We start from the raw sequence: 26,589 nt of genomic DNA, 5'->3' as shown, positions 1-26,589 counted from the left end.
GGACCGACTCTGCGAAGGACGACGATGACCACTTCCCGCGTGGCAGCTCCCGACGCTGCCGCTCGGCGCACGCGAGGCACTCCGCTGAGCGAGCGCACGTTCCTGGCATTCCTCCTGCTGCCCGGCGTCGTGCTCCTGTGCGCGATCGTGCTCTACCCGCTCATCCGATCCCTGATCTCGGCGTTCTTCGATGAGAACCTGCTGTACCCCGGCATGACGTTCGTGGGACTCCAGAACATCGTCGCCGTGCTGACGACCGAGTTCGGCCCGCTGCTCACGCAGACGCTCATCTTCACCGTCGGGGCCACGGTGGCGCCGTTCGTCATCGGACTCGCGCTGGCGCTGGTGCTCAACCAGACCTTCCGTGGTCAGCGGTTCCTCCGCGGAGCCTTCCTCATTCCGTGGCTGATCCCCGGCGTCGTCGTGTCGTTCCTCTGGATGTGGATCTTCGACGCGAACTACGGCGTGCTCAACGGCATCCTTCTGAACATCGGGGCCATCGACAGCCCGATCGCCTGGCTGTTCCAGACCGATACCGCGCGCGTCGCGCTGATCGTCGCCAAGACGTGGAACACCTTCCCCTGGATCATGGTGATGCTCCTCGCCGCGCTGCAGACGGTCCCGGCCGAGCTGCACGAAGCGGCGGCGATGGACGGCGCCGGCACGGTGCGGCGGTTCTTCACGGTCACCTGGCCGCACATCCGCGGCGTCGCAGGGCTGGTGGTGCTGCTGGAGTTCATCTGGAACTTCCAGCACTTCGACACGATCTTCGTCCTCACGGGCGGCGGGCCGGCGGGTACGACGAACACCTTCGCGACCGAGGTGTACGACACCGCATTCAAGGCATACGACCTGGGTCACGCGGGCGCGCTGGGCATCCTCTGGATGGCGCTGCTCACCGTCCTCGTCGTCATCTACGTCTGGCTCTCCGAGCGCGGCGAGAAGGGAGCCCACCGGTGACCACCATCACTGCCACACCCCTGACGGTCCTCGCCGAAGAGGTGCCGCCCCCTGCCGCCCGGCGTCGGCGCCGCCGCATCCGCTGGGGAACCTGGATCACGCTCGCCGTGATCTCGCTCTTCGGGTTCGCACCCGTGTACTGGCTCCTCGCCACCTCGCTGACCCCCAGCGATCAGGTATTCGCGTTTCCGCCCACGCTGTTCCCCGAGGAGGTGACGTTCGCCCACTACGCGACGGTGTTCGGCAACGAGGCGATCTTCGTCTACTTCCGCAACAGCGTGATCGTGTCAGTGATCACCGCTGTGCTCTCAGTGATCGTGTCGATGTACATGGGCTACGCCTTCTCGAAGTACCGCTTCGGCGGCCGCAAGTCGCTCATGTACTTCGTGCTGTCGAGTCAGATGTTCCCGCAGGCGCTGCTGCTGGTGACGCTCTACCTCGTCTTCGCCCAGTTCGGCCTGCTGAACACCTATCTCGCACTCATCCTGTCGTTCACCACCTTCACGCTGCCGCTGTGCGTGTGGATGCTGAAGGGATTCTTCGACGCCCTCCCCGACGACCTCATCGAAGCCGCGCGCATCGACGGCGCCGGCCCGTGGCGCATCTTCCATTCGATCGTCCTTCCGCTGGCCGCCCCGGGACTGGTCGCGGCAGGGCTCTTCGCCTTCGTGCGGGGGTGGAACGACTTCATCTTCGCGCTCACCCTCGCCGGGCCCGACCGGCAGACCCTTCCCCCAGGGCTGGTGAACACCTTCATCTCCGAAGCGAGCACCTCGTGGCCCGCACTCATGGCGGCCTCGCTCGTGGTCTCGGTTCCCGTCTGCATCGCCTTCATCCTGCTCCAGCGCTTCCTCGTCGGCGGGATCACCGCCGGCGCCGTCAAGGGCTGAGCGTCACCGCTGTCCCTCTCCCACCACCACCCGATCGCACTGTTTCGAAGGAGAACTCATGGCAAACGACATCTCGCGGCGGTCTCTGCTGCGCTACTCCGTCTTGGGGCTCGGCGGCGCCGCCCTGCTCGGCCTCGCCGGCTGTTCCACCGGAGGCGCGGGCACGCCGGCTACGACTCCCGGCGCAGCGGAGCCGACCGACTTCGCATTCTCGTCGTGGAGCCTGTCCGAGGAGGCTGCCAAGCCCACCATCGAAGCGGCGCTCAAGAGCTTCTCGAGCGCCGAGGGCATCGCGATCGACACCAGCGCGTACCCGTACAACGAGTACCTGAACCAGCTCACCCTGCAGGTGCGGGGCGGGCAGTTCTCCGGTGCGGCACAGCTCGACGTCGCCTGGCTGTCCGCCCTCGCTGCGCTGGGCAAGCTGACCGACCTCTCGGCCTACGCCGGAGGCCGCGGCTACACGGATGCCGCACTGGGCGCCGGCACCTCAGGCGGCAAGAAGCTCGGACTCCCCTGGACCATCGGGGCAATCGGCCTCATCGGCAACGCCGAACTGTTCGACAAGGCGGGAGCCTCGCTCACCCCCGGCACGATCGACGAGTTCGAGGACGGCCTCCGCGCGTTGAAGGGCATCGGGGTGATCCCCTACGCGGCGAGCACGAAGGCCGCCCAGCTGAAGGACATCGTCGTCTGGATGCAGACCTTCGGCTCGCCCATCATCGAGGATGGGAAGTCGACCATCGGCGACGACGCGTCGGTCGAAGCCGTCGAGTGGTACAAGAAGCTGTACGACGACGGCTTGATCGCGGCCGACGTCGACCGCGCGGCAGCCCGCACCCTCTTCTCACAGGGCGCGGCCGCACTCTACGACGACGCGCCGGTCGGCAAGTCGTCGGTCGTGTCCCAGTCCCCTGACGCGACGCTCGGCGACAAGATGACCCCGATCGCCCGGCCCGTCGTCAAGGCGGGATCCACTCCTCAGCACGTGCTGTGGGGCCACCTCGTCGTGGTCGTCGACGGCGAGGGCGCCGGCACCGCCGCCGACTTCGCGCAGTGGCTCACGAGCGACCCTCAGCAGAGCGAGGACTACTTCGCGGCACTCGGGCTGCCACCGACCACCGAGGCGGCACTCGCCTCCGACACCGTCACCGCGAACGCGTTCGTCCAGGCCTTCACCGAGACGGTCACCTCCACCGCGAAGCCGAGCCCGCTGTGGGAGTACCCCTCCTACGCGCAGATGGAGACCGCGATCGCCGAGCAGGTCCAAGCGGTCCTGATCGGCCAGAAGTCGGCATCCGACGCCATGAAGTCCGCCGGCGACACGATCACCGGCCTCATCTGAACACCCCTTCTCCCCGCCGGCCCGGGCTCGTTCTCCGGGCCGGCGACCTCCCCTGCCCCGCGACCCGCCGAAGGAACCATGCGCACTCAGAACGTCGAAGCCGATATCACCGTGGTCGGAGGCGGCCTCGCCGGCGTCTGCGCCGCGATCAGCGCGGCTCGGCTCGGCAAGCGGGTAACGCTCATCGGCAATCGACCGGTGCTCGGCGGCAACTCGTCATCCGAGGTGCGGGTCTGGGTCGTGGGCGCCACGGGGCACGGGGTGCAGCGCTTCGCCCGCGAGAGCGGAGTCATCGGCGAGCTCTACGTCGAGAATCAGTACCGCAACCCCGAGGGGAACCCGATCATCTGGGACGAGGTGGTCTTCGACGCGGTCCGGGCGGAGCCCAACATCACGGTGTTCCTCAACACCGACGTGCGAGAGGTCGATGCCGCCGACATCGACGGCGAGCGCGTCGTCACCGCGGTACGCGGATGGACGATGGGGTCCGAGACCCTGACCACCTTCACGAGCCCCTACTTCCTGGACTGCACCGGCGACGGGCTTGTCGGCCACCTCGCGGGAGCCGACTACCGCATCGGGCGCGAGGCGTCGCAGGAGTTCGGCGAGTCGTGGGCACCGGAGGAGTCCGACGGCGAGCTCCTAGGCTCGACGATCCTGTTCTACACGAAGGATCTCGGCCACCCGGTGGACTTCGTCGCCCCCGACTCCGCGAAGGACATCACGCAGACGCCGATCCCGACGTCGCGCATCCTGCGCTCGGGCGACAAGGGCGCGCATTACTGGTGGATCGAATGGGGCGGCCATCTCGACACCGTCCACGACAACGAACTCATCCGCGACGAGCTGCGCTCGGTCATCTTCGGCATCTGGGATTACATCAAGAACTCCGGGAAGTTCGATGCGGCGAACCTCGACCTCGAGTGGGTCGGCTCTCTCCCGGGCAAGCGGGAGTACCGCCGGTTCCTCGGCGACCACGTGCTGTCGCAGAACGACATCCTCGACCAGGTCGACCATCCGGATGCCGTCGCCTTCGGCGGCTGGTCGATCGACCTCCACCCGGTGGAGGGGATGTACGCCACGAAGGCCGGCGCCCACCAGCGCTACTCGAACGGCATCTACGGCATCCCGTTCCGCAGCTACTACTCCCGCAACATCGCCAATCTGCTGCTGGCCGGCCGCGACATCTCGGCGACGCACGTCGCCTTCGGCTCGACGCGCGTCATGGCCACCTGCGGCGCGGGGGGCGAGGCAGCGGGCACGGGAGCGTCGCTGGCGCTCGACCTCGGCGTGCGGCCGCGCGAGCTCGCCACGTCGCACGTCGAGACGCTCCGACAGACGATGCTGCGGCAGGATGCCTCGGTCTTCGGCATCCGCAATTCCGATCCGTCCGATCTCGCCCGGCGCGCCGTCGTGACGGCGTCCAGTACGGCTCGCACACTCGACCCGGCGGAGCTCGTGCCCGGCGTCGGCGAGGCGCCGTTCGCGCTCGAGCGGGACCTCGGAATCCTGCTGCCCGTCGACCCGAGGCTGGACCACGTCGACGTCCTCGTGCAAGCGGAGCGCGCCGTGACGCTGGGTGCGTCGCTGTGGACGACGGGGCACCCGCAGAACGCCGTGCCGATCGACGAGCGGGTGCGCGTCGAGGTCCAGGTTGCGGCCTCCTCCGAACCTCAGTGGGTGCGTCTCCCGCTCAGCTGGAACCCGGACGAGCCCGAGAGCGTCGTGGTGGTGCTCGAGGCCGTCGAGCACGTGGCAGTCGTGCTGAGAGAGGCGCAGGTCCCGGGCGTGCTCGCGCTCCCCCACCGCCCGCAGGCAGACGGAGATGCGAACGTCGCCGTCGACGAGTCCGAGAGCGTCATCGCGTGGCCCGCCATCCCGCTGCGCGGCCGCACGCCCCGCGTGCGGGTGACCCCGGTGACGGACGCGTTCGACGAATCCCGGGCCGTCGCCGGGTATCAGCGCTTCTACGGCGGCCCGAATCTCTGGATGTCGCTGCCGAGCGGAGCCGAGCCCGAGACCGCGGAGTCGCTCACGCTCGAGTGGTCGGAGCCGCAGCAGGTCCACAGCATCCGTCTCGTCTTCGACGACGACACGGACGTGGAGCTCAACACGCTGCACCACCACCGCACGCCCGATCGCATCTTCCCCGAGCTCGTCCGGGACTACGTGCTCGAAGTGCGCGAGGGCGGCGATGACTGGCGCGAGATCGTGCGTGTCAAGGCGAACCGACGGCGGCAGCGCGTGCACGAGACATCCGCCGTCGACGTACGGGCGCTCCGCCTGCGCGTGCTCGCCACCAACGGCGCCCCGCAGGCGCGGGTGGTGTCGATCCGCGTCTACTGATCCGGCGCGGACCGCCGCTCGCACCGAGCCCGCACCCTCGATAAGCCCAACAGAAGGAGAAACCGATGATCAAGGCTCGATGGCGAGCTTCGCTCGCCGCTGTCGCCGTGCTCGCGTTGGTGGGAGCGGCGCAGCCGGCGCTCGCGCAGACCGGCGGGGATGGCACATTCCGCGACGACTTCGACACGCTCAGCAGCGCGTGGACGAGCGCCGCCGGCGACTGGCAGGCGTCGGACGGCGCCGCCCGAGTCGTGACGCCGGGCTCGACGCGCGGATCGGTGCTGGCATTGACCGAACTCGGCCTCACCCCCGTCAGTACGGCGACCGCGACATTCCGCACCGAAGGCGGGGGCGCGACGGCGTGGGCGGGCTTCACCGTGCACCGCGCCGGGACCACCGACGACTACACGCAGTCCGGCTACACCGTCCTCGTCCGCAACAACGGCGAGCTCGCGGTGATCAAGGCGGCCGGCAACTCGGCCGTGACGTACCTGGGCACGACACCGACGGCGGCACGGCCGGGAGCCGACTGGGTGACGGTGACAGCCCGGCTCGACGGCGACCGGCTGGACGTCGCGCTGGGCGGGGCAGCACAGCCGCTGCTCTCGGTGACGGATTCCGCGTTCGACGGCGGCGGCTTCTCGCTCGCTGCGCACCGCGACCTTCGGATGGTCGTCGACGCCGTGGAGTTGACCGGCGTCTCGGAACGCGACGAGCCGGCGCCGGCAGACTGCATCGCGTGGTCGGGTGAGCCCGCAGCGAGGGCCGAGCGCGGCCTCGTGCTGAACAGCACGGAGCGCATCGCCGAGGTCGCGCGTCGCGTGGGCCGCGGCGTCGAGCCTCAGGCGTCCGGGTTCGCTCGTCTCATGGCCGACGTCTCGGCCGGGATGGCGCGCACGCCGGCACCGCCCGAGGTCTTCTTCGTGCCGTTCTTCTACAACAACCCCACCGCCCATCGGGCGGCCCGCGACGGACTGCAGAATGACGCGAACACCGCTTACGAGCTCGCGCTGGCGTACCGGCTCACCGGCGAGGAGAGCTACGGCTCGCACGCCGCCGAGTTCATCGACGCGTGGATGGGCACGGTCGATTGCGTGCGCACCAGCGAGGACTCCGCGCTGGCGTTCAGCTACCACTTCCCGGCGTTCGTGTTCGCGGCCGAACTGCTCCGGGGCACGCCGGCGTGGTCGGAGGAGGGTGAGCGCGCCTTCGCGGGCTTCCTCGCAGAGACGGCGACTCCGGTCGCCGGGTCCATCCTCCATCGCATGAACAACTGGGGCAGCTGGGCACTCGAGCTGACCGCGGCGAGCGCGGCCTATTTGGATGACGCAGCGGCCATCGAGGCCGCGTACACGCGGTCCACAGAGCTCATCGAGCATCAGATCGACGCGAACGGGCACATGCCGGAGGAGGTCACACGCAACAACGGCGTGGGCGACTACGGGATCTGGTACACGCACTTCTCCCTGCTGCCGCTTCTGCTCACGGCCGAGACACTCGAGGGCCACGGGTTCGACGTGCATTCCTACGTGAACGCGAACGGCACCGGCCTCGCCGATGCGGTCGATGCGGCGAGTTCCTGGGTCGCCGCCCCGGAGAGCTTCCCCTACTACACCGGCGACGTCGCGAAGCTCGCCAATGTGCGGACGATCGACTACCTCCGAGCGGTCGGCGTGACCGCCCACAGCATGAGCTACTTCGAGCTGGCAGCGAACCACTACCCCTCGACGACGCTCGACGCGCTGCTCGCCGAGGAAGGCGCGATGACCACGATCCATTCGGCACCGCACCTCAGTCTCACGCACGGCGGACTCTCCGACCCCTCACGGCCCGGTGGCGGCCACGGGCGCGCGCCCGGCCACGCGGGAGTGCCGGGCCCACCCGATCACGCCGGTGTCCCGGGGATGCCGGGCCACGCGAACGGAGGCGATCACCTGCCGGGCTGATCTCCGCCTCGAACAGACAAGCCGGTCGCGAAGGCCTCCCGCTGCGAAGTGTGGACCTTTCCAGGTCCCGCTGCACGCGCAACGGGAGGCCTTCGTGTCCCGCGCGAGCGCCGGCGCGGCGCGGGGTCAGGGTTGACCCGTGCTCGGCAACGCCGGTAGCTTCGGCCGCGTGGCGCGTCGCGTCGCCGAGGACGCCCTGCGACCTCGTCTGGGGCTGGGGAGCCGCATGATCACCGTCGACGGCCTGCGCGCGATGCGCGTGTTCGAAGGGGTGCCCGAGGAGGGCCTCGTCTACCTCGCCGGCGCCGTCGAGGACATCCGGCTCGTACCGGGCGAGTACTTCGCGCACGAGGGCGACGAGCGGTCGCTCTTCATCGTGGTCGAGGGACTCGCCGAGATCACCAAGATCGTGAACGGCGACGAGCGCGTCATCGGCACGCGTCAGCCCGGCCGGTTCTTCGGCGAGGTGCCGATGACGCTCAGCACGCCGTTCCCGGCCAGCGGCCGCGCCGCCGGACCGACGCGCGTCCTGAAGCTCGAGCCCGCGGTGTACTACACGCTCGCCGCGCTCGCCCCGTCGGTGCCGCACCGAGTGGCCACCCTCGCACGCCGCTACCTCGACTCCCTGCAGACGATGGCCGCAGAGCAGCGCGAGCCCGGGGTGCGACTGGTCCACCACGGGCGCAGCGCTCGAGCACATCGCGTGAGCGGCTTCCTGACCCGCAACCAGGTCGACTTCGAGAGCGTGACGGCGGATGCAGACCCTGCCGCCGCCGACACCGTCCTCGAGCTGGCCGATGGCCGACGGCTCGAGAACCCGACGATGCGAGAGGTCGCCCTCGCCGTGGGACTCGACGTGGCGCCGGCCGCGCGCGACTACGACGTCGTCATCCTCGGTGCCGGTCCCGCCGGTCTCACGGCCGCTGTGAACGCCGCGGCGGAAGGGCTCCGCACGCTCGTCGTCGAGACGTTCGCGCCGGGCGGGCAGGCCGGCACGTCGACCCGGATCGAGAACTACACCGGGTTCCCGTTCGGCATCTCGGGCGACGACCTGGCGAGCCGGGCCTTCAAGCAGGCCCAGCGCCTGGGCGCGGCGCTGGTGGTCACGCGCACGGTCGAGGCACTGGATCCGACGACGCACCAGCTGACACTCGACGGAGGCGATGTCGTCCGCGCCGAGGTGGTGATCCTCGCCACCGGCGTCGTGTGGCGCACGCTCCCCCTCGACGACGTCGGCAGATTCCTCGGCAGCGGCGTCTACTACGGCGCCGCCCGCAGCGACTCCGCCGTCGCGCAGGGCGCCGACGTCTGCATCATCGGCGCCGGGAACTCGGCCGGGCAGGCCGCGCTGTTCTTCAGCCGCCACGCGCGGACGGTCACGCTGCTCGTGCGAGGCGAGTCGCTCGAGGCCGGCATGTCGAGGTATCTCATCGACCAGATCTCGGCCATCCCCGCGATCCGGGTCGAGACGCGCAGCGAGGTCGTAGCGCTCCACGGCGCCGACAGCCTGCGGGGCGCTGACATCGCCGACCGGCGCACCGGCGACGTGCGCCGTCGCGACGTCGATGTGTTGTTCGTCATGATCGGAGCGGATGCCGAGACCGCCTGGCTGCCGCCGGAGATCGCGCTCGACGGACGAGGCTTCGTGCTCACGGGGGCGGACGCCCTCGAGTCGGGCAGATGGGGCGAGGCGCGGCGTCCGTTCGCCCTGGAGACCACAGCTCCGGGCGTGTTCGCGGTCGGCGACGTGCGCTCCGGCTCGGTGAAGCGCGTCGTCGCCGGTGTCGGCGAGGGCGGCATGGCCATCGCCTTCACGCACCAGTACCTGACGCTGGACCGATAGCCGCGGCGACAGCCGCCGTCATCCCTGAGCGCTGCGCCGACCGGCGGCGGGCCGCACGATCGCGCGACCCAGCATGACGATCATCGTGCCCGCGATCAGCCAGGGTCCGAGCACGAGAAGGGGATCGAGCCACGCGTGCTTCAGGTCGGCACGGCCGCGACCGAAGCGCGACGCGATCGGCCGGTGGCCTCGCTCGCCGAGGATGCCGCTCTGCGTGATCGGGTCGTCGGGCCGTCGTGTGAACAGCGACGTCAGGTGTGCGGTGGTGGAGTCGATGCGATCGCCGAGGATCAGGAGGAGCCAGTGGGCGGTCTGGCCCTCGCTGTACGTGTCGTACGCGTAGCGGCGCACGCGGCCGGCCAGCCCGTGCAGGGGCTGCGCCGTGCCGAACACCGGCGTCAGCCGCGTGTGCTCGACGGACTTCTCGCGGCCGCCGCGGCCGCCCTGGTCTTCGGGCATCTCCCAGTGCGCACCGGTCTGGATGCCGGGCTGCTCGCGCGGCACCGCCGGCCGATCGGCCGGATCGGCGTCGGCTCCCCACCCGGGGATGCGGGCGCGCAGCTCGTCGGGGGTCGGCGTGGAACCGGGCTTCTTGGCGGTGTACGGCATGTCTTCCTCCGATTCGAGGGTCAGGACGCCGGGACGACGACCGGCTTGATGATGTCGTCGAGCTTCGTCGAGAAGAGGTGGTACCCCTCGGCGATGTGGTCGAGCGGAATGCGGTGCGTGATCAGCTCGCTCGGCCGGACGTAGCCGGACCGGATGTGCTCGAAGAGGCGTGGCCATTGGCGCTTCACCGGCGCCTGGTTCATCCGCAGCGTCAGCCCCTTGTTCATGGCGTCGCCGAACCGCACGGCGCTGAACATCGGTCCGTACGCCCCCATGACCGACACCGTGCCGCCCTTGCGGACCGAGTCGATCGCCCAGTTCAGCGCCACCGGCGACCCACCCTGCATCTTGAGCTTCGCCGACGTCACATGCTGGATCACATGACCGTCGGCCTCCGCGCCGACGGCGTCGATGGCGACATCCGCACCGAGCCCGTCCGTCATCCGCTTCAGCTCCCGCACGATGTCGCCGACCTGCGCGAACGCGACCGTCTCGGCGTAGGCGAAGTCGCGGGCCTTCTGCAGGCGGTAGCCCAGATGGTCGACGACGATCACGCGTCCCGCACCCATGAGCCAGCACGAGCGCGCCGCGGCGAGTCCCACCGGACCGGCGCCGAACACCACGGCGGTGTCACCCTCGGCGATGTCGGCCAGCTGGGCGCCGAAGTAGCCGGTCGAGAACGCGTCGGTGAGCAGCAGCGCGTCCTCGTCGGCGATGTCGTCGGGGATCACCGATGGTCCGACATCCGCGAACGGCACGCGCACCATCTCGGCCTGACCGCCGTCGTAGCCGCCGGTCGAATGGGAGTAGCCGTAGATGCCGCCGATCGCCGTGGCGTTGGGATTGACGTTGTGGCAGTTCGAGAACAGGCCGCGCGCGCAGAAGAAGCACGAGCCGCAGTAGATGTTGAACGGCACCATCACCCGATCGCCGACCTGCAGGCGCTCGACCGACCCGCCCACCTGCACGACGGTGCCGATGAACTCGTGGCCGAACGTGTGGCCGATCCGGGTGTCGGGCATCATGCCGTGGTACAGATGCAGATCCGATCCGCAGATCGCCGCCAGCTCGACGCGCACGATCGCGTCGTTGGGGTGCTCGATCTTCGGCTCGGGCTTGCTCTCGACGCGGAGCTTGTACGGTCCGCGGTACGTCATCGCCTTCATGCGCTCCTCCTGGGTGTCTCACGACACCCTCCCCGCGCGGGCGGCGATCAGCGGAGGGGGTTGCGCTCGGCGCTCGGACGTGTCAGGCGAGCGCCACGCTCGTCCGCCTACCGCCTCAACCGCGGAAGTACGTCTCGGCCACGCGTGCCAGGTCCGACAGGTCGCTGACGCCGGCGAGTTCCCGGGCGGAGTGCATCGAGAGGATCGGGATGCCGACATCCACGGTCCGGATGCCCAGACGCGTCGCCGTGATGGGGCCGATCGTCGAGCCGCAGGGGACGGCGTTGTTCGAGACGAACTCCTGGCTCGTCACGCCCGCCGCCGCGCACCACGCGTTCCACGCCGCCGCCCCCGCGGCATCCGTGGCGTAGCGCTGGTTCGCGTTGATCTTGAGGATCGGGCCCGACCCGAGCACCGGCTGCACGACGGGATCGTGCTTCTCGGCGTAGTTGGGGTGCACGGAGTGACCGACGTCGCTGGAGACGCACCAGGACGCCGCGAGCGCGCGCAGCTGCTGCTCGCGGTCGGCGCCGAGCGTCAGCCAGAGCCGCTCGAGCACGTCGGCGAGGAACGGTCCGGCGGCGCCGGAGCGCGTGCCGGAACCGACCTCCTCGTGGTCGAAGACCGCCAGCATCGCGATGTGATCGGCATCGTGGCCTTCGGCCGCACGCTCCAGCGCCACGACGCCCGCATGCACGGAGGCGAGGTCGTCGAGGCGGCCGGAGGCGAAGAACACGTCGTCGCGACCGAACGTGGCGCCGGGCGCGGAGTCCGCAGTGACGATGTCGTAGCCGCGGATGCGCGCGGCATCCACACCGGCGCGCGCCGCGAGCTCGCCGAGGATGTCGGCGGAGTCGGCGGATCCGAGCCCCCACACCGGCTGCGTCTGCGACTGCTTGTCGAGCGCGAGATGGTCGTTCGCCTCTCGGTCGAGGTGGATCGCGAGCTGCGGCAGACGGAGGAGCGCTCCGGTCGACGCCAGCACGCTGGTGCCGTCGTCGAGCACGAGGCGGCCCGCGACACGGAGCTCACGGTCGAGCCACGAGTTGAGCAGCGGCCCGCCGTAGATCTCGACACCCGCCTGCAGCCAGCCGAGCTTTCCTGTCGTCGGCTTCGGCTTCAGCTTGAACCCCGGCGAGTCGCTGTGCGCACCGAAGATCCGCACGCCCGTGGTGGCGCTCGCGGCCGCCGGTACGACCCACGCGATCGCGGCGCCGTCGCGCACCACCACGAACTTCCCGCCGGCAGGCGCGGGCCAGCCGACCGCTTCGTCGAGCCGGGTGAACCCGGCACGCTCCAGCCGGTCGGCGACCTCCGCCGCGGCGTGGAAGCTGGACGGCGACGCCGCCACGAAGGCGGCGAGGTCGTCGGCATGCGCCAGAGCGCCGGGCGTGACAGAAGGGGTGGGTGAGGGCACGGGCGAGCCTCCTCGAGAGCGGTGCAGGGGTCCTCCGATCGTAGTCAGGAGCGCACTTCTCGGCGGCGTCGTACGGACGATGCGGCCTCTTGATCTGGCCTTTTCGAACAATCCGCTCACATGTAACGTTCAGGTAACGCACCGGAACCGTCCAGAAACGCCGGGGAGACTCGGGGACTTGTGCCCGCCCGAACGGGCACGGAGCGCCGCCCGATGGCGCATTTCGCTGATACGGAACCCGGACTTTCATGCGCAACCACACGTCTCTCCTGCCCGCCCGCCGCACTCTCCGCCGCGCCGAACGTCGCCTCCGCCGCCGCCCGGTGCTGCTGGTCGCGACGCTCGCGATCGGCGTGCTGGCCACCGCCGGATTCACCACGGCGGCTCCCGCATCGCAGGCCGAGGCATCCGCATCGCTCACCGATTTCGCGCTGGCGTCGTACGTGACGTCGCCGTCGACGGCCGCCGAGGAAGTGCCGTCGGCCTCCCCCGCCGAACAGGCCGTGACCGACGCGAGCGCCGCCGTCACGGCGGCGGCGACCGTCGCGTCCGACATCGCCGCGTCGGGTCTGGACGTCGGCACGCCCGACACCACCGTCGACACGTCGGCCCTCGAGACCGCCGTCGTGCAGCTCCAGCGCGCGCAGGCGCTTCCGGCGATGTACACGACCGACTTCGCGGACGACGTGACGACCCTCACCGCGTCGGTCAGCGAGCAGACGCAGGGACTGCGTGGCCGCCTCGATGCCGCCATCGCGCTCAAGGCGCAGCAGGAGGCGGAGGAGAAGGCCCGCAAGGAGGCCGAGGCGGCCGCCGCCGCCGCGAAGGCTGCGGAAGAAGAAGCAGCAGCCGCCGCCGCGAAGAAGTCGTCGTCGTCGGGGTCTTCGGGCTCGTCCGCTCCCCGCCCGGTGTACGCCACCGGCGGGGCCGTGGGCGGCACCAGCCCGGCCGACGCGCAGGCGACCGCCCGCGCCATGCTCGGCAACTACGGCTGGGGCGACGACCAGTTCGGCTGCCTCGTCTCGCTGTGGAACAAGGAGTCGGGCTGGAACTACCAGGCCTACAACCGCTCGAGCGGTGCCTACGGCATCCCGCAGGCGCTCCCCGGCAGCAAGATGGGCAGCGCGGGGGCTGACTGGCAGACGAACCCCGCCACGCAGATCGCTTGGGGCCTGGGCTACATCTCGGGTCGCTACGGCACCCCGTGCGGCGCCTGGGGCCACTCGCAGTCGACCGGCTGGTACTGAGCCGGCCTGCGGCTGAGGCGCCGGCCAGCGGCCATCCCGTCGATCCCGCGGTCAGCGGATCGGCGGGTCAGCGCAGGAAGTCGGTCGGATCGAACTGCTCGATCGGGATGACGCGCACCCGCGGCAGCGGGGCGTCGAACGCCGCGGCGTCGTATTCGATGTCGAAGAACTCGACGCCGGGGATGCCGGTGAACTCCGTGCTGCGGAACTCGTGGAACGCGACGACGCCCACCCGGCGCCCATCGGTGGCGAGACGTGCGAGATCCTCGGCGAAGTCACGATCGTGACTGACGAGAGCGACGTCGTCGTCGCGTTCGGCGAGCGCCTGGAGCGTGCGCTGGATCGCGATGTCGACGATCTTCTCGTCGGCCGGCCCTGACAGCGGGACCGGCTGATACCCCAGTGCGAGCAGCGCCTGCACGAACGGCATGGGCAGGTGCGAGCTCGCGTTGAGGAAGAACAGGCCCTTCGCCGGCCGCCCCCACCGCTCGGAGATGAACGTCAGCAGGCGGTCCCAGCGGGGACGCTCCTCGGGAAGGGGCCTCCTGCCCAGAATCGATCCACCGAGGGTGGCGTCGATGTTCTCGCCATCCACCAGCACCCAGCTGCTGCGCTCCATGCTGCTCTCCTCGGTCGACCCGCTCCGAACGTAGCAGGATGAACTCACCCATAGCGGACGCATAGGACTTCCATCAGAACGGAGGCCCCGCCGCGGAGCCTGCGGGCTGAGACTGACGTCATGCCGGTTCCCACTGCCGCGGGTGTCACCGCGCGGCCCCGTCTGCTGTTCGTCGAGGACGAGGCCGACATCGCCGAGATCGTGCGGGAGGTGCTCAGCGATGAGTACGACGTCGATCACGCCGAGACCGGCGAAGTGGGGCTTCGCCTCGCGCTCGCCCGCCGCTACGACGCGTTCCTCGTCGACCGACGACTCCCGGGGATGTCGGGCGTCGATCTGGTCGCCGCCATACGGACGGCGCGCATCGCCACGCCCACGCTGATGCTGACGGCTCTCGGCGCGGTGGACGATCGGGTCAGCGGTCTCGATGCCGGCGCCGATGACTACCTCGTCAAGCCTTTCGACTTCGCAGAGCTCCGCGCGCGGCTGCGCGCGCTGCGGCGCGGCCGGGGCGCGGGCGACCGCCGTGAACTCGGCGACTGGGTCTTCACGCCCGCCTCTCAGGCGCTCTACTCGCCGGCCGCCGGCCGTATCGCCCTCACGCATGCCGAATCCGAGCTGCTGCAGCTGCTCACCTCGAGCCCGGAGCATGTCTTCACGCGGGAGGAGATCCTGACCGACGTCTTCCCAGGCGGCTCGGCCACGACCGTCGACACCTATGTGCACTACATCCGTCGCAAGTCGACGCCCGAGATCATCGAGACGGTCAGGGCACGCGGATACCGCAGCGGAACTCCCCGGTGACCAGCCGGGCGGGCCGACGGGCCGAGGTGGCGACGGCCGCCGATCGTCGCCGCGTACAGCAGGCCTCGGTGCGTGCGGGCGCCTGGGTGGCCGCCGCGTCGGCCGCCGTCGTCGCGATCATCACCACAGTCGTCGTCGCGACCATGTTCGCGACCTCTCGCCCCGAGCACGGGCCGACGCACGGCGGTCCCGCCGGTGGCGACTGGGACGGACCGGGTGATCGCGTCATCGATCTCGACGACGTCGTCCCCGTCGCGATCCTCGTCGGAGTGCTCGGCGTCGTCGCACTCGGGTTGATCGCATGGTGGGCGTCGAAACGGGCCGCTCAGCCGTTGGCCGACGCCCTCGAGGTGCAGCGCTCCTTCGTCGCCGACGCGAGCCATGAGCTGCGGACGCCGCTCACCACGCTCACGAGCAGGATCCAGCTGGCCCAGCATCGTTCCGCGCGCGGCGGCGACCTCGACCGCGTGCTCGCCGATCTTCGGCGCGATGCGGCGGTGATGGACGCCGTCCTGACCGATCTGCTCGTGGCGTCCGAGCATGCGGTCACGCACGCGGCCGATGATCATGCGCTGGCCGCCGTCGATGCAGCCGCGCAGGATGCGGTCGCCGTCATCGAGCCGCGAGCCGTCGAGCGTGGCGTCAGCCTGGCCGTTGTGGCGCCCGCCGGTCTGGAAGTCGCGGCCGATCGGACCTCGCTCACCCGCGCGCTCATGGCACTGCTCGACAATGCGGTGAGGTACTCCCCTGCCGGATCCACCATCAGCGTGGTGGCCCGGCCGAACGGCAACCGTGTCGAGATCAGGGTCGTCGACGAAGGCAGCGGCATCAGCGGCATCGATCGCCGACGCCTCTTCGATCGCTTCGCTCGGTCATCGGAGCCCGTCGGTCCTGACGGGCGTCGCGGGTTCGGCCTGGGATTGGCGCTCGTCCGCGACGTCGCGGCGCGGTTCGGCGGGTCCGTTCGCGTGGAGAACACCTCCCCGCGGGGCACGACGTTCCTGGTGGATCTGCCCGTCGGTCGGCATCGCCCGGGCACTCCACGCTGATCGTCCGGCCTCACGTTGCTATGAGACTGCCCAGATCGGCAGACTCTTTGCGCTTTCTTGGAACCGGCGCGGGACAGTGGCGCCATGTCCGACAGCACCAACGACAGCACACACGGCCACGCAGACGGCACGCGTGACGCGACGCCCCCGGACGCCGGCGGCGACCCCACGGCGAACGCCGTGCCGGGCGGTCCTGTGACAGCCGATCCCGGCGCAGCCGCACCCGCGTCGCAGCCGACGACGACGCTCCCCCCGCAACCGCCGCTCGTCACCGCGACCCCGTCCACCGACGCCGGCGCGACGACCGACGGTGCGCCCGCGTCCGCCGACGCCGGCGCGACGCCGCTCCTGCGGCGCACCTGGGTCAAGGTCACCGGTGCCGCGGTCGCCGCCGTCCTGCTCCTCGGCGTCGGCTTCGGCACCGGTTGGGCCGCGAGCAGCGCGGGGTCCTCGGCCGCCGGACCCGCCGGCTGGAACCAGGGCGGCAATGCGCCGGCGTGGCCGGACGACGGCGCGGATGAGCACGAACGCCCCGGCCCCGGAGACCGGCACGACGGAGGGCCCGGCGGCGCGCCGGGACAGGATGACGACTCCGACGGCTCCTGATCCGGCCGCCCGACCCGACCCGACCGCAAGGAGACATCATGGCGGCGATCGCCTCCCCTTCCGCACCGGCTATGCCACGGCAGCGGTCGGCCGTCCTGCCGCGCTCGCGCCGCACCGCCGCGTGGAATGCCTCGGCGATCTGCGTCATCTGGTTGACGAGCCTGTTCGTCGCCGCTCTCTGGGTCGTCGGCGGCGGCGTCGATGCGACGCTCGCCGGCGGCTCCGACGCTCTCACCACGATCGGCCGGCTATGCGGCCTGGTGGCGGCGAATCTCCTGCTCTACCAGGTGCTGCTCATGGCGCGGGTTCCGCTGTTCGAGCGTGGATTCGGTCGTGACGCGATCACGCGGATGCACCGGCTCGTCGGGTTCTGGTCGTTCTGGCTGATGCTCGCGCACATCGGGCTGCTCGTGGCGGGATACGCGGCGGTCGCACAGATCAACCCGTTCCTGCAACTGTGGCTCTTCGTCTGGGAGTACCCGGGCATGCTGCTGGCGACGGCCGGCACGCTTCTGATCCTTCTCGTCACGGTCACCTCGATCCGGCGCGCACGTCGGCGGCTGCGGTACGAGTCGTGGCACCTGCTGCACCTGTACGCCTATGTCGGAGTCGGGATCGCGCTCCCCCACCAGCTGTGGACCGGCGCGGACTTCACGAGCTCGCCCTGGGCCACCGTGTACTGGTGGACGCTGTGGGCGGCCGCGGCGGCCGCGGTCCTCGTGTTCCGGCTCGGTGTTCCCGCGGCGCGGTCGTGGCGCCACGATCTGCGGGTCGCGGCTGTCGAGGCCGATGGCACGGGCGGGGTGACCGTCCATGTGAGCGGCCGCGGACTCGCCCGGCTGGGCGTTCGCGGGGGGCAGTTCTTCGTCTGGCGCTTTCTCGACGGTCCCGGCTGGTCGCGCGGCCATCCCTTCTCGCTTTCGGCGGCCCCCCGCGCAGACCGGCTGACGATCTCGGCCCGCGTCGTCGGCGACGGCACGACACGGCTCACCGCACTGCGCTCGGGCACGCGCGTGCTCGTGGAAGGTCCGTACGGCCGCATGACGGGCGACGAGCGCCGAGGTCGCAAGCTGCTTCTGATCGGCGCCGGCGCGGGCGTCGCCCCGCTGGTGTCGCTGCTCGAGTCCGAGCCGTACGCGCCCGGCGACGCGATCCTGCTGACGCGGGACTCGGCTCTCGCCGCCGCTCTGCGCTCCACAGCCATCGCGGCGCTGGTGCGCGATCGCGGCATCCGCCATCTGCCGCTCGACGGGCCACGGGCACCCTCCGCCGAGCGGTGGCTGCCGGCGTCCCACGCCGCGTGGAGAGGCCCCGACGCCCTCCGGCATCTCGTACCCGACCTCGAGGAGTACGACGTCTTCGTCTGCGGTCCGCAGCCGTGGATGGACGCCGTGACTAGGGACCTGCGGGCAGCAGGTGTCGTCGCCGGACGCATCCATACCGAGTCCTTCTCCCTCTGAGTCGTCCGAGACACCGCCACGAGCCGACAGGAAGCCGCCATGAAGAAGATCCTCTACGCACTCCTCGCCACGGTCAGCGGCCTCGTGCTGCTGTTCAGCTATCGCACGTCGCACATCGAGTCGGCGACGCCGCTCGCCGCCGATTCATCGACGACCACGTCGAGCACCACGGGCTCCGCAGCCGACAGCGGTTCGGACAACGGCGCCGGCAGCGGCAGCACCGCGGACTCCACAGGTTCCGCCTCCACCGGGTCGAGCAGCACCGGCTCCGGCGCGGCATCCGAGTCCACAGGCACCGGACTCACCGACGGCACGTACACCGGCGCGTCGACCAACACGCGCTTCGGGCCGGTTCAGGTTCAGATCACCGTGTCGGACGGGCAGATCACCGATGTCCAGGTGCCGGACTACCCGTCGAGCAATTCCCGCGATCGGCAGATCAATCAGCGCGCGCTTCCCGTTCTGATGTCGGAGACCACCGACGCCCAGTCGGCCGAGATCGACATGGTCTCCGGTGCCACCTACACCAGCGAGGGCTATCTCCAGTCGCTGCAGAGCGCCATCGACCAGGCGTCATCGTGACGGTGCACGGTCGGCGCGTGGAGGTGGCCGAGATCATGGGCACCGCGATCAGCGTGCATCTCATCGGCGAGGTCGACGCCGGCGCGTTCGACACCGCGGTCGCCGCGTGCTTCGACGAACTGCGCACGGTCGACCGGGTCTTCTCGCCCTATCGCGACGATTCCGACATCCTGCGGATCGCGCGGGGCGAGCTGGCGATGGCCGATGCCTCTCCCTGGGTCGCCGAGGTCGCTCGCGGCTGTCCGCAGGCGGAAGCCGAGACGGGAGGGCTGTTCAGCGCGATGTGGTCCGGCGTCTTCGACCCGACCGGCTATGTCAAGGGATGGTCGATCGAGCGCGCGGCACGCGCGCACCTCGCCCCGCTGCTGGAGAACCGTGGAGCCGTCGCGGTCGGTGTGAATGCCGGCGGCGACATGCAGCTGTTCACGGCAGTCGGGGCGGACTGGGCCTGGAACGTGGCGATCGCCGACCCGGCCGACCGCTCCCGGGTGCTCGCCACGGTGAGGGTGCGCGATGGTGCCGTCGCCACCTCGGGGCTCGCGGAGCGCGGCTCCCACATCATCGACCCGAGATCGGGGCGTGCCGCGCGGGACGTCGCATCCGCGACCGTCGTGGCGGACAGTCTCGTGCGCGCCGACGTGTGGGCGACCGCGGCGGTCGTCGCCGGCTTCGCCGACCTGCGGTGGATCTCGCGGGCGGCCCGCACGACCGGGATGGTCATCGATGCCTCGGGCCGTGTGAGGCGCTGGCTCGACGGCGTGGAGGTCACCGCCACCGTCGCGGGCCCCTCGCTGCTGTCCGCTTCGTGATGTTCAGGCGCTGCGGAGGATCTTCGTCATCGCCTTTCCGCGAGCCAGCTCGTCGACCAGCTTGTCGAGGTAGCGGACCTTCTGCATCAGCGGGTCCTCGATCTCCTCGACGCGCATGCCACACACCACGCCGGTGATCAGCGAGGCGTTCGGATTCAGGTCGGCGTCGGCGAAGAAGTCCTCGAACGTCGTGTGCTCGTCGATGTGCTGCCTCAGCCGGCCGTCGTCGAAGCCCGTCAGCCACTCGATGACCTCGTCGAGCTCCTCCTGCGTGCGCCCCTTCCGCTCCACCTTGGTCACGTAGAGCGGATAGACCGAGGCGAAGCTCGTCGTGAAGATCCGGTGCACCACGCCAGGATAATCCCGCGCGGATGCCGCGGGCACGGGCGCAGACGACCTCTGGACGCAGCGATGGTCCCGGTGGGTAGCCCTCCCACCGGGACCATCAGCACGTTCACGGGAGTCAGCACGGCGACCCGAACGCCGATACTCGACCGCTTCGCACGGCACTGCTTTGTATTGCTCTGCCAGCCTAGGCATGAGGATGGATCGGACCGTGGCCATTGACACGGCAGGCACTGACCTGTTAACCGGGCAGATCGGTCGGTCGACAAGCTGCACATCACAGCCGATCTGCGCCGCGGGAGTCAAGACCCTTCTCCCCCGGCGCCGGCACCGGTGGAATCTGAGCATGCCCGACACCCTGCGGATCTCGGTGGTGATCCCCGTAAAGGACGACGACACCGAGCTCGCGCGCTGCCTGCGGGCCCTCGCTCGGCAGACGCGCCCGGCCGACGAGATCGTCGTCGTCGACAACGGATCGACGGATGCCTCGGCCCGCGTCGGGCGCGCGTTCGGCGCCCGCCTGGTCCGCTGCGACACCCCAGGCATCCCTGCGGCGAGCGCCGCCGGGTACGACGCTGCGCAAGGGGACATCATCCTGCGGCTCGACGCGGACTGCGTGCCCGACGCGTCATGGACCCGCGCCATGGCGGAGGCGTTCGCGGCCCGCCCCGACGTCTCGGCGTTCACCGGAGGCGCCCGGTTCATCGATGGCCCGCCGGCATTGCGCGTGCCTCTGGCGACGCTCTATCTGGGCGCGTACGCCGCCGTCATGATCCCGACGCTCGGCCACCTCCCGCTGTTCGGATCCAACCTGGGCCTGCGTCGCGAGGCATGGCTCGGCATCCGCTCGTCCGTTCATCGCGATGCCGAGCTGCACGACGACATGGACCTCTCGTTCCACCTCGGCGAACGGGGCCGGATCCGCTGGCTCCCGGCCGCACGGATGGGGATGTCGATGCGACCGTTCGCGCCAGGCCAGGCGTTCGGCCGTCGCGCCGCTCGCGGCCTGCGCACGGTGCTCGTGCACCTTCCTCGCGACTTTCCGCCGGTGCGCTGGACGCGCCGCGTATTGCGTCGGGTGCTGGCGGCGCGCCCGATGCCGGGCACGTCGTGAGCGCGCCGCCCCGCGCCGAGAGGAGCCGGAGCCGCGGCTACGACACGCGACCGTCGCCCGGCCGCGACACCCGCAGCCAGCGATAGCCGTAGGCCGGGACTTCGAGCTCGACCCGACCGCGCTCGTCGAGAGGAATGCGCTCGGCGCCCAGCAGATCCACGAGACGCGTGCCGTCGGGCTCGTCGCTCAGCGAGAAGCTCGTCGTGGCGGGCACGTCGGCGAAGTTGTGGATCGCGACCATCCGCCCGACGTCAGCGCGCAGGGAGTGCACCAGCAGGGCGTCGACGGGCTGCTCCAGCACCTCCAACGTGCCCCATCCCAGTTCCGGCGAGATGCGGTACCGCGACATCAGGTCACGGAAGAAGTGCAGCAGCGACGCGCGGTCCTCGATCTGATCGGCCGCGTTGACGTGCTGCGGTGCGTAGCCGTCGCCCGGCGGCTGTGCGACCAGCCGGGACGGCGCCGCCTGCGAGAACCCGCCGTTCTTCTCCGCCGTCCACTGCATGGGGGTGCGCACAGCGCTGCGCCCGGGGATGTCGATGTTCTCGCCCATGCCGATCTCTTCGCCGTAGAACAGCACCGGCGTGCCGGGGAGCGTGAACAGGAGGCTGTAGGCCATGCGGATCCGTCGCGGGTCCCCGAGCATCGGGGGCAGCCGGCGCGTGATGCCGCGGCCGAACACGCGCTGTCGCTCGTCGGGCGCGAATGCCTCGAAGACCTCCTCGCGTTCGGCGTCGGTCAGCTTGTCGAGGGTGAGCTCGTCGTGGTTGCGCAGGAAATTCGCCCACTGCACGTCGTCGGGGAGCGCCGGTCGAGAGGTCAGCGCGGCGATGAGCGGAGCAGGATCCTGCCGTGCGAGCGACAGGTAGAACGCCTGCATCCCGACGAAGTCGAACTGCATCGAGAGCTCGCTCACGTCACCGCCGCCGAAGTACGCGACCTGCTGCTCGTACGGAAGATTCACCTCGCCCAGCAGGATGGCCTCGCTCGAGCGGCGCTGGAGGAAGCGGCGGAAGTCGCGCAGCAGTTCGTGCGGGTCCGCGATGTGGGCCCCCGGGGGCATCTCCAGGAGGAAGGGCACCGCGTCGACCCGGAACCCCGACACGCCCAGCTGCAGCCAGTAGCCGATCACGCGTGCGAGCTCGTCGCGCACCGCGGGGTTGGCGATGTTCAGGTCGGGCTGATGCTCGTAGAAGCTGTGCTGGTACCACTGGCCGGATGCCTCGTCCTTGGACCACACACCGTCGGCCTCACCCGGGAAGACCGGGTTCTTCTGGCCCTTCGGCGGGGCCTCGTCGCGCCAGATGTAGTAGTCCCGGTACGGCGAGTTGACACTCCGTCTCGCCTTCTGGAACCACGGATGGCGGTCCGAAGTGTGGTTGACGACCAGATCCACGATCACCCGCATGCCCCGGTCGTGGGCGGTGCGGATCATCTCCACGAACTCGCCGTGGTTGCCCAGCCGCGGATCGACCCCGTAGAAGTCCGTGATGTCGTACCCGTCATCGCGGTCGGGCGTCGGGTAGAACGGCATGAGCCACAGGCACGTCACGCCGAGCTGTGCGAGGTAGTCGATCCGCTGCGCGAGGCCCTGCATGTCGCCGACCCCGTCTCCATCGGTGTCGAGGTAGGTCTCGACGTCGAGGCAGTAGATGATCGCGCTCTTCCACCACAGGTCGCTGGTATCGGTGATCTTCATCGCTCCCCCTTCGGGTGGGGAAGGATGCCGCATGCCACGGCATGCGGGTGGGCAGGAAGGCGAAGGGATTCCATGCCGCGAGTCTGCCGGGCGCCCCGCCTGCCGGGCAGGCCCTTGAGATCCGCGGGACTGTTGGGTACGGGCCGTCGAGTACGGGGCAGCCCCGGAGTCCGGTCGCCCAACGGCTAGAGTCTTCACCCGTGTCCACCGTCGCGGAATCCGCTGATCGCTATCGCATCGAGCCGACGGTGCTGCAGGCGCTGCGCCGCCCGCGGCTGCTGACGCGCGAGGTGCTCGCCGGACTGGTCGTGGCGCTGGCGCTCATCCCCGAGGCGATCGCGTTCTCGGTCGTCGCCGGCGTGGATCCTCGCGTGGGCCTCTTCTCGTCGTTCGTGCTCTCGGTCGTCATCGCGTTCACCGGCGGCCGCCCCGCGATGATCACCGCCGCCGCGGGCGCGGTCGCGCTCGTCATCGCGCCGGTCGCCCGGGAGTACGGCCCGGACTACCTGATCGTCACGATCGTTCTCGCCGGCGTGATCCAGGTGCTCTTCGCGGTGCTGGGAGTCGCCCGGCTCATGCGGTTCATCCCCCGCAGCGTCATGGTCGGATTCGTGAACGCCCTGGCCATCCTGATCTTCCTGTCCCAGGTGCCGCAGCTGATCGATGTGCCGTGGGCGGTGTACGTGCTGGTGGCGGTGGGACTCGTCATCCTTTTCGTCTGGCCGCGCATCACCCGCGCGGTTCCCGCCCCGCTCATCGCGATCGTGCTGCTGACCGCCGCGGTCGTCGGGTTCGGCCTCTCGGCCGTGCCGAACGTCGCAGACCAGGGCGAGCTGCCCCGCAGCCTGCCGGAGCTCCTCATCCCCAACGTGCCGCTGACGTGGGAGACACTGCAGATCGTCGCGCCCTACGCGTTCGCCGCCGCCCTGGTCGGCCTTCTCGAATCGCTCATGACAGCCAAGCTCGTCGATGACATCACCGACACCCGCTCGCGCAAGACCCGCGAGGCGTGGGGCCTCGGCGTGGCCAACATCGCCTCCGCCTTCTTCGGCGGCACCGGCGGCTGCGCGATGATCGGCCAGACGATGATCAACGTCAAGACCTCGGGCGGCCGCACCCGCATCTCGACGTTCCTGGCGGGAGTCTGGGTGCTGATCCTGGTCGTCGCCCTCGGCGACATCGTCGGGCTGATCCCGATGGCAGCGCTCGTGGCCGTGATGATCCTCGTGTCGGTCTCCACCTTCGACTGGCACAGCATCCGTCCCTCCACATTGAGACGGATGCCGCTCAGTGAGACCGCCGTGATGCTCGTGACCGTCGTGGCCACTGTCTGGACCCACAACCTCGCCATCGGCGTGGTGCTCGGCGTGCTCACCGCGATGGTGCTGTTCGCCCGCAGGGTCGCCCATTTCACCAGCGTGAGCCGCACCGTCGACGGCGACACCGCCCGGTATCGGGTGGACGGCCAGCTGTTCTTCGCCTCCAGCAACGACCTGACCACGCAGTTCGAGTACGCCGCCGATCCTGCCCACGTCGTCATCGACCTGTCGCGCACGCATGTCTGGGATGCCTCGACGGTCGCCGCGTTGGATGCGATCGTCACGAAGTACGAGCAGCGCGGCACCACCGTGGTGCTCGAGGGCATGACCGATGCTTCGGCGTCATTCCACGGGCGGCTGAGCGGCGGGTTGGGCTCCGCCTGAGCGCCCGCTTCACGCAGAGACCGCCTCAGCGCAAGCCCTTGCCGCGGCACACCCTGCTCTGCGTACCGTGGGGGATGCTGCGGCGACGAGAAGGAGTGGTCGGGGAGCGGTCGAGCGGGTCGCTCGTCGGCCCGGTCGAGCCGCCCTCCCTGCACGTCATGACGCTCAACATCCGGCGCCGGATGAACGGCGTGACCTGGAGGCGCTCGGATCGCTGGCGGCATCGTGCTCCCGCCGTCCGGGCGCTGCTGCGGCAGGAGCAGCCGACCTTGGTCGGCGTGCAGGAGGCGATGCCGGACCAAGCGGACGCCGTGCGCGCCGCGCTCGGTGTGGCCTACCGGTTCGTAGGGCGCGGGCATGGTCCGCGCGGCAGCGGTGAGGGCTGTCCGATCTTCTTCGACGCCGAGCGGCTCGAACTCGTCGACTGGGATCAGGCCGCACTGTCGGATCAGCCGCGCGAAGCCGGCTCCCGCTCGTGGGGCAACCTCATCCCCCGCATCCTGGTGACGGCCCGCTTCCGCGACCGCCGCACCGGCGCCGCATTCACCGCGGTCAACACCCACCTCGACCCTTTCTCGCCGCGCTCGCGCGTGCGCTCTGTCGATGCGCTCCAGAAGATGGTCGGCCATGGCCCGAGCATCCTCACCGGCGATCTGAACGCGGGTGAGGGTTCACGGACCCTGCGGGCGCTCCTCGACGACAGCGGACTGCAGGACGCCTGGACCGCCGCGGCGCGCCGGCTGACGGCATCCGTCGGCACGTTCGCGGGCTACCGCGCGCCGCGGCCTTCGCGGCCCCGCATCGACTGGATCGTCGTCACGCCGGATGTACAGGTGGCGAGCGCGGGCATCAACACCTTCCGTCACGGCGGGGTGTGGCCGTCCGACCACCTGCCGGTCCAGGCGGTCGTGACCATCGCTTCCGGTCGGACCGCCGCGTGAAGGCCCGGTTCCTCCGGCCGTCGCACGGCGTCGCGGAGTGGGTCGCAGACGCCGTGCGACTGCTCGGTCCGCTCAGCGTCGCGGCGGCTTTCGTCTGGTGGGCGCCATCGGATGCGGGAATCCTGGCACTGTCGCTGCTGGCGCTGGTGGTCCCGCGGTTCGTCGGGGTGCGCCCGACGTTCGACGTCGTCTTCTGCCTCACCGTGCTCGTCGCGGCCTGGAGCAATGTGCTGCACCTCTACGAGACGGTGCCCTCCTGGGACCTCGTCGTGCACTTCGCATGCACGGGCGCCCTTGCCGCGATGGCCTACCTCCTGCTGGCCAGGCTGGCGGTCGTGCCGCTTCCTCTCGCCGCCGGCACCCGGCGGGCGACCCCGATCGTCCTCGTCACGAGCCTCGGCCTCGCGCTCAGCGCGGTGTGGGAGATGGCGGAGTGGATCGGCAGGACCTTCGTCGATCCCAGTATCTTCGTGAGCTACCAGGACACGATCGGCGACATGGCCGCGGGCGGGCTCGGCGGGTTGGTCGCCGGGCTCGTCGTAGCCCGGGTCAGGCTGGTCGAGCGGGAGTGACCTCGACGAGCCGCACGTCACGCAGCTCGCCGGCGTCCACCTCGGCTGTCATCATCGTGTGCACGGGCTGACGGCGGCGGTCCGTCGGAGATCCCGGGTTCAGCAGCCGCAGACCACCGGGCGTCTGCGTGTCCCACGGGATGTGGCTGTGGCCGAACACCAGCACCTCGGTGTCGGGGAACGCGGCCTCCATGCGCGCCTCACGCCGCTGCGACGGGCCCGTCTCGTGCACCACGGCGAACCGCGCGCCCTCGATCGTGCGGCGCGCCACCTCCGGCAGGCGGGCACGCAGGTCGGCGCCGTCGTTGTTGCCCCACACGCCGAGTACGTCGGCGTGCTGCAGCAGTTCGTCGAGCACGGATGCCGCGACCCAGTCGCCCGCGTGGATCACGAGATCGGCCGCATCGGCCGCATGCAGCACCGCATCGGGAAGCCGCCGCGCGCGCCCGGGGATGTGGGTGTCGGAGATCAGCAGCAGCCGTGTCGCCATGTCCCGATTCTGCCCCTGCGACCCCGG

Annotated in this window: 24 protein-coding genes; 17 read left to right on the top strand and 7 right to left on the bottom strand. The window is 70.3% G+C overall.

Translation table 11 applies throughout. The features are described 5' to 3' along the window. The first annotated feature begins 24 nt into the window (after positions 1–24). The 6 genes from ACI3KY_RS03425 to ACI3KY_RS03400 all read left to right on the top strand — a co-directional run bounded on the left by ACI3KY_RS03425 (position 25) and on the right by ACI3KY_RS03400 (position 9,330). Positions 25–960 (top strand): carbohydrate ABC transporter permease, encoded by a 936-nt coding sequence (locus ACI3KY_RS03425; protein ID WP_404928801.1) that lies wholly within the window; start codon positions 25–27, stop codon positions 958–960. Further along, the gene (locus tag ACI3KY_RS03420; protein WP_404928800.1) at positions 957–1,850 is read left to right on the top strand and encodes a carbohydrate ABC transporter permease; all 894 of its coding nucleotides are present in this window, start codon (positions 957–959) and stop codon (positions 1,848–1,850) included. Before ACI3KY_RS03425 ends, ACI3KY_RS03420 begins: the two co-directional genes overlap by 4 nt. Positions 1,851–1,908: 58 nt before the next feature. After that, positions 1,909–3,195 carry an extracellular solute-binding protein gene (locus ACI3KY_RS03415; RefSeq protein ID WP_404928799.1) on the top strand — a complete coding sequence of 429 codons (1,287 nt, stop codon included), beginning with the start codon at positions 1,909–1,911 and terminating at the stop codon, positions 3,193–3,195. 78 nt (positions 3,196–3,273) lie between these two features. Continuing rightward, entirely contained in the window at positions 3,274–5,541 is a 2,268-nt protein-coding gene (locus tag ACI3KY_RS03410; RefSeq protein ID WP_404928798.1) for an FAD-dependent oxidoreductase, read from the top strand. Positions 5,542–5,606: 65 nt separating this feature from the next. Beyond that, positions 5,607–7,487 carry an alginate lyase family protein gene (locus tag ACI3KY_RS03405; RefSeq protein WP_404928797.1) on the top strand — a complete coding sequence of 627 codons (1,881 nt, stop codon included), beginning with the start codon at positions 5,607–5,609 and terminating at the stop codon, positions 7,485–7,487. 169 nt (positions 7,488–7,656) lie between these two features. Further along, entirely contained in the window at positions 7,657–9,330 is a 1,674-nt protein-coding gene (locus ACI3KY_RS03400; protein WP_404928796.1) for an FAD-dependent oxidoreductase, read from the top strand. Between the two features lie 18 nt (positions 9,331–9,348). Here the strand turns inward: ACI3KY_RS03400 and ACI3KY_RS03395 are convergent, their stop codons facing one another. From ACI3KY_RS03395 to ACI3KY_RS03385, 3 genes are all read right to left on the bottom strand, one after another. Continuing rightward, positions 9,349–9,939, bottom strand: coding sequence for a hypothetical protein (locus ACI3KY_RS03395; protein ID WP_404928795.1), 591 nt, complete (start codon positions 9,937–9,939; stop codon positions 9,349–9,351). Between the two features lie 20 nt (positions 9,940–9,959). Next, positions 9,960–11,105, bottom strand: a complete 1,146-nt coding sequence (locus ACI3KY_RS03390; RefSeq protein WP_404928794.1) for a zinc-dependent alcohol dehydrogenase — start codon at positions 11,103–11,105, stop codon at positions 9,960–9,962. Positions 11,106–11,220: 115 nt separating this feature from the next. Continuing rightward, positions 11,221–12,522, bottom strand: a complete 1,302-nt coding sequence (locus ACI3KY_RS03385; protein WP_404928793.1) for a M18 family aminopeptidase — start codon at positions 12,520–12,522, stop codon at positions 11,221–11,223. Positions 12,523–12,770: 248 nt separating this feature from the next. On the opposite strand from ACI3KY_RS03385, the gene ACI3KY_RS03380 reads away from it, so the two are divergent. Further along, complete coding sequence (locus ACI3KY_RS03380; protein ID WP_404928792.1) at positions 12,771–13,769, top strand: lytic transglycosylase domain-containing protein; 999 nt, start codon at positions 12,771–12,773, stop codon at positions 13,767–13,769. Between the two features lie 67 nt (positions 13,770–13,836). Here ACI3KY_RS03380 and ACI3KY_RS03375 read toward each other — a convergent pair whose 3' ends face one another. Beyond that, a complete protein-coding gene (locus ACI3KY_RS03375) occupies positions 13,837–14,388 on the bottom strand; it encodes an NYN domain-containing protein (RefSeq protein WP_404928791.1) in 552 nt (183 codons plus the stop codon). 120 nt (positions 14,389–14,508) lie between these two features. Here ACI3KY_RS03375 and ACI3KY_RS03370 point away from each other — a divergent pair, with 120 nt between their 5' ends. From ACI3KY_RS03370 to ACI3KY_RS03345, 6 genes are all read left to right on the top strand, one after another. Next, entirely contained in the window at positions 14,509–15,192 is a 684-nt protein-coding gene (locus ACI3KY_RS03370; RefSeq protein WP_404928790.1) for a response regulator transcription factor, read from the top strand. Then, positions 15,189–16,241, top strand: a complete 1,053-nt coding sequence (locus ACI3KY_RS03365) for a sensor histidine kinase (protein WP_404928789.1) — start codon at positions 15,189–15,191, stop codon at positions 16,239–16,241. Before ACI3KY_RS03370 ends, ACI3KY_RS03365 begins: the two co-directional genes overlap by 4 nt. An 84-nt stretch (positions 16,242–16,325) precedes the next feature. Beyond that, positions 16,326–16,847, top strand: a complete 522-nt coding sequence (locus ACI3KY_RS03360) for a hypothetical protein (RefSeq protein ID WP_404928788.1) — start codon at positions 16,326–16,328, stop codon at positions 16,845–16,847. Positions 16,848–16,885: 38 nt separating this feature from the next. Continuing rightward, positions 16,886–18,307, top strand: coding sequence for a ferric reductase-like transmembrane domain-containing protein (locus ACI3KY_RS03355; RefSeq protein WP_404928787.1), 1,422 nt, complete (start codon positions 16,886–16,888; stop codon positions 18,305–18,307). Positions 18,308–18,346: 39 nt separating this feature from the next. Then, the gene (locus ACI3KY_RS03350) at positions 18,347–18,889 is read left to right on the top strand and encodes an FMN-binding protein (RefSeq protein ID WP_404928786.1); all 543 of its coding nucleotides are present in this window, start codon (positions 18,347–18,349) and stop codon (positions 18,887–18,889) included. Then, positions 18,886–19,698, top strand: coding sequence for an FAD:protein FMN transferase (locus tag ACI3KY_RS03345; protein WP_404928785.1), 813 nt, complete (start codon positions 18,886–18,888; stop codon positions 19,696–19,698). The genes ACI3KY_RS03350 and ACI3KY_RS03345 overlap by 4 nt, the downstream gene beginning before the upstream one ends. A 3-nt stretch (positions 19,699–19,701) precedes the next feature. Here the strand turns inward: ACI3KY_RS03345 and ACI3KY_RS03340 are convergent, their stop codons facing one another. Beyond that, positions 19,702–20,046: a DUF2200 domain-containing protein gene (locus ACI3KY_RS03340; RefSeq protein ID WP_404928784.1), complete on the bottom strand. Its 345-nt coding sequence runs from the start codon at positions 20,044–20,046 to the stop codon at positions 19,702–19,704. 343 nt (positions 20,047–20,389) lie between these two features. Here ACI3KY_RS03340 and ACI3KY_RS03335 point away from each other — a divergent pair, with 343 nt between their 5' ends. Beyond that, positions 20,390–21,157, top strand: a complete 768-nt coding sequence (locus tag ACI3KY_RS03335; RefSeq protein ID WP_404928783.1) for a glycosyltransferase family A protein — start codon at positions 20,390–20,392, stop codon at positions 21,155–21,157. Positions 21,158–21,194: 37 nt separating this feature from the next. Here the strand turns inward: ACI3KY_RS03335 and ACI3KY_RS03330 are convergent, their stop codons facing one another. Beyond that, entirely contained in the window at positions 21,195–22,856 is a 1,662-nt protein-coding gene (locus tag ACI3KY_RS03330; RefSeq protein ID WP_404928782.1) for an alpha-amylase family protein, read from the bottom strand. 200 nt (positions 22,857–23,056) lie between these two features. Here ACI3KY_RS03330 and ACI3KY_RS03325 point away from each other — a divergent pair, with 200 nt between their 5' ends. From ACI3KY_RS03325 to ACI3KY_RS03315, 3 genes are all read left to right on the top strand, one after another. Continuing rightward, entirely contained in the window at positions 23,057–24,559 is a 1,503-nt protein-coding gene (locus tag ACI3KY_RS03325; protein WP_404928781.1) for a SulP family inorganic anion transporter, read from the top strand. Between the two features lie 74 nt (positions 24,560–24,633). Beyond that, positions 24,634–25,500 carry an endonuclease/exonuclease/phosphatase family protein gene (locus tag ACI3KY_RS03320; RefSeq protein ID WP_404928780.1) on the top strand — a complete coding sequence of 289 codons (867 nt, stop codon included), beginning with the start codon at positions 24,634–24,636 and terminating at the stop codon, positions 25,498–25,500. Then, positions 25,497–26,072, top strand: a complete 576-nt coding sequence (locus tag ACI3KY_RS03315) for a hypothetical protein (RefSeq protein ID WP_404928779.1) — start codon at positions 25,497–25,499, stop codon at positions 26,070–26,072. The genes ACI3KY_RS03320 and ACI3KY_RS03315 overlap by 4 nt, the downstream gene beginning before the upstream one ends. On the opposite strand, the gene ACI3KY_RS03310 is transcribed toward ACI3KY_RS03315, so the two are convergent. Next, complete coding sequence (locus ACI3KY_RS03310; protein WP_404928778.1) at positions 26,050–26,562, bottom strand: metallophosphoesterase family protein; 513 nt, start codon at positions 26,560–26,562, stop codon at positions 26,050–26,052. The two genes, ACI3KY_RS03315 and ACI3KY_RS03310, sit on opposite strands and share 23 nt — an antisense overlap. Positions 26,563–26,589: the final 27 nt, after the last annotated feature.

Origin of the sequence: Microbacterium sp. ZW T2_14 (assembly GCF_044987405.1) — a bacterium.
In the GTDB taxonomy this organism is placed as follows: Bacteria; Actinomycetota; Actinomycetes; order Actinomycetales; family Microbacteriaceae; genus Microbacterium.
Note: the sequence above shows the minus strand (reverse complement) of the source record. Positions and strands in the feature narration are given on the sequence as shown.